This is a genomic window from Streptomyces sp. SID1328, from assembly GCF_009865595.1.
In the GTDB taxonomy this organism is placed as follows: Bacteria; Actinomycetota; Actinomycetes; order Streptomycetales; family Streptomycetaceae; genus Streptomyces; species Streptomyces griseoluteus.
This window is the reverse complement of record NZ_WWKH01000863.1, coordinates 1-2796: the sequence shown is the minus strand read 5'-3', so window position 1 is coordinate 2796 and position 2796 is coordinate 1. Positions and strand designations below refer to the sequence as shown.

The 2796-nt window shown below is 70.4% G+C and carries 3 protein-coding genes; 1 reads left to right on the top strand and 2 read right to left on the bottom strand.

What is annotated here, in order from left to right:
- The coding region (locus GT030_RS27885; RefSeq protein ID WP_161203450.1) for a LysR family substrate-binding domain-containing protein at positions 1-549 on the top strand (549 nt) is incomplete at its 5' end.
- A gap of 119 nt (positions 550-668) precedes the next feature.
- On the opposite strand, the gene GT030_RS27880 is transcribed toward GT030_RS27885, so the two are convergent.
- Positions 669-1691 carry a LacI family DNA-binding transcriptional regulator gene (locus GT030_RS27880; protein ID WP_161203449.1) on the bottom strand — a complete coding sequence of 341 codons (1023 nt, stop codon included), beginning with the start codon at positions 1689-1691 and terminating at the stop codon, positions 669-671.
- 53 nt (positions 1692-1744) lie between these two features.
- A partial coding sequence (rhaS, locus tag GT030_RS27875; protein WP_161203448.1) for a rhamnose ABC transporter substrate-binding protein occupies positions 1745-2796 on the bottom strand: 1052 nt, incomplete at its 5' end.

Here is a 2796-nt window from a genome sequence, read left to right as displayed (position 1 = left end):
ATGCAGCGGATCGAAGGCGACGACCAGGCCGTCATGCTGCTCGACGGGCGCATCGACGTCGCCTTCGTGCGCCTGCCCATCGACGAAACCGGCCTGCGCCTGACCGCGCTGTACACCGAGCCGCGGGTGGCGGTGCTGCCCGCCGGACATCGCTTCGCCAGCAAGGAAGAGGTCACCGAGGCCGACCTGGCCGGTGAGCCGCTGCTGTGGGACGGTGACGCGAGCTCGCAGCCCACCAAGCGCCCGTTCGCCAACGCCGGATACCCGGTGCGCGGGGTCGACGAGACCCTCGAACATGTAGCGGCCGGACGCGGCATCTCCTTCCTGGCCCGCTCGGCGTCCGTGTTCTACTCGCATCCCGATGTCGCCTACGTACCCATCCCGGACCTGGCGCCCGACCAGGTGCTTCTCGCGGTAGCGGCCACGAATACCTCACCGGTCGTGGAAGACTTCGTCACCGCGGCTCACTCGGCGGCCGAGATCACGGCAGAATGCGGCAACTACGAAATGTGGCAGCTCGGGGGCGATGCCCTCGCACGGCACACATAAGCAGATGCTGGAGGCCGGCAACGCCGCCTTGCGGGACGCCGCCTCCCTGACCGGCGACGAGGGCCGCGCCGCCCACACCGGCCTGCTACTGCCGGACCATCGTCACCCGGGCTGAACGCTCAGCGGGCGACCAGGCTCGATCCCCGTACCACCAGCTCCGGCTGGAGCACGACCCGGCGGTGGGCATGCCCCCCGGTGTTCTCCGACTCCGTTTCCTCCAGCAGGAGTTCGGTCGCCAGCGCGCCCATCGTGGCGGCGGGCTGGCGCACCGAGGTCAGCGGGACCGCCGAGGCGGCGGCGAACTCGATGTCGTCGTAACCGACGATCGCCATGTCCTGCGGGACCTTGACGCCCGCCGCGTAGAGGGCCTGGAGGACGCCGAGGGCCAGCAGGTCGTTGGCACAGAACACCGCCGTGGGGCGCTCGGCGAGGCCCAGCAGGCGGGCGCCGGCGTCGCGGCCGGCGGCCACGTCCAGACGTTCGGTGGGGAGTTCGCGCAGCACCTCGGGCCCCAACCCGGCTTGAGCGAGGGCGAGATGGGCGCCCTCACGGCGGTCCCTGACCTGCTTGAGCTGGGTGGGCCCGCTGACATAGGCGATCGAGCGGTGTCCGGTGTCCACGAGGTGGCGCACGGCGAGGGCGCCGCCCGCCACGTCGTCCACGGAGACCGAGCACTCGGTGGTGCCCTCGGCGACCCGGTCGACCAGGACGAACGGAATGCGGTGACGCCGGAAGGCGTCGATATTCCGGCCCGTGGCGTCGGTCGGGGTCAACAGCACCCCGCGCACCCGGTGTTCGGCGAAGAGGGAGAGGTATTCGGCCTCCTCGGCGGGGCTCTGGCCGCTGTTGCAGACCATGACACCGATCCCCGCCTCCCGCGCGGCCCGTTCGGCGCCGCGGGCCACGTCCACGAAGAAGGGGTTGCCCATGTCGAGGACGAGCAGCGAGATGATCCGGCTGCGCCCGGCCCGGAGCTGGCGGGCGCTCTCACTGCGTACGTACCCGAGCCGGTCGATCACCGCCTGGACGCGCAGCCGGGTCTCCTCCGTGACCGAGTCGGGGCGGTTGATGACGTTGGAGACGGTGCCCACCGAGACCCCCGCGTGCCGGGCCACGTCCTTGATGCCGACTCTGCCTGCCATGCGCGCCTTGCTCCGTTCCGCCGTCCCCCGCCCCGCGCCCAGCCTATGCCGGGTCAGAACCTGTACCGGTCGATGTTGCCCCGGTCGAAGACGGTGGGGGCGCCCAGGTCGATGACGCCCTTGTCCCCGACGGTGAAGGTGCCGAGGCTTCCCGCCTTGAAGGTCTCGCCCCGCTGTCCGGTGATCTGCCCGGAGGAGAGGGCGACGGCGGCGTGCGCGGCCAGGGCGCCGAGCTTGGCGGGGTCCCAGAGTTCGAAGGCGTCGACGGTGCCGTTCTTGACGTACCGGCGCATGTCGTCGGGGGTGCCGAGGCCGGTGAGGCGGACCTTGCCCTTGTACTTGGAGCCGGAGAGGTACTGTGCCGCGGCCTTGATGCCGACGGTGGTCGGGGAGATGATCCCGGCCAGCCGCGGGTGTTCCTGGAGGAGGCCCTGGGTCTGCTGGAAGGACTGCTGGGCGTCGTCGTTGCCGTAGGCGGTGGTGACCAGCTTCATGTCCTTGTACCGGGGCTTCTTCAGCTCGTCCTTCATGAAGCCGATCCAGGTGTTCTGGTTGGTGGCGGTCTGCGCGGCGGAGAGGATCGCGATCTCCCCCTTGTACCCGAGCTGCTTGCCGAGGAGCTGGACCTGGGAGCGGCCGAGGGCCTCGGCGCTCGCCTGGGACACGAAGAGGTCGCGGCACCCGGGGTTGGTGTCGGAGTCGTAGGTGACGACCTTGATGCCGTTCTTCATGGCCTGCTTGAGCGCCGTGCACAGGGCGCCGGGGTCCTGGGCGGACACGGCGATTCCGTCGACCTGCTGCTGGGTGAGGGTGTTGACGTAGGAGACCTGGCCGGAGGTGTCGGTGGCGTTGTTCGGGCCCACCTCCTTGTAGGAGGAGCCGAGTTCCTTCAGTGCCTGCTCGCCGCCCTTGTCGGCGACGGTGAAGTAGGGGTTGTTCACCTGCTTGGGCAGGAAGGCGACGGTGAGGCCCTTCTCGGTGGGGGCGTCCGGGTCGGCCTTGGCCTGGGAGTTCCGGGCGGCGGCGTCGTCGTCCGCCACGGACTTCTTGGTGGTGCCGCCGCAGGCGGTCAGGGTGAGGGCGAGCGAGACGGCTGCGGCGAGCG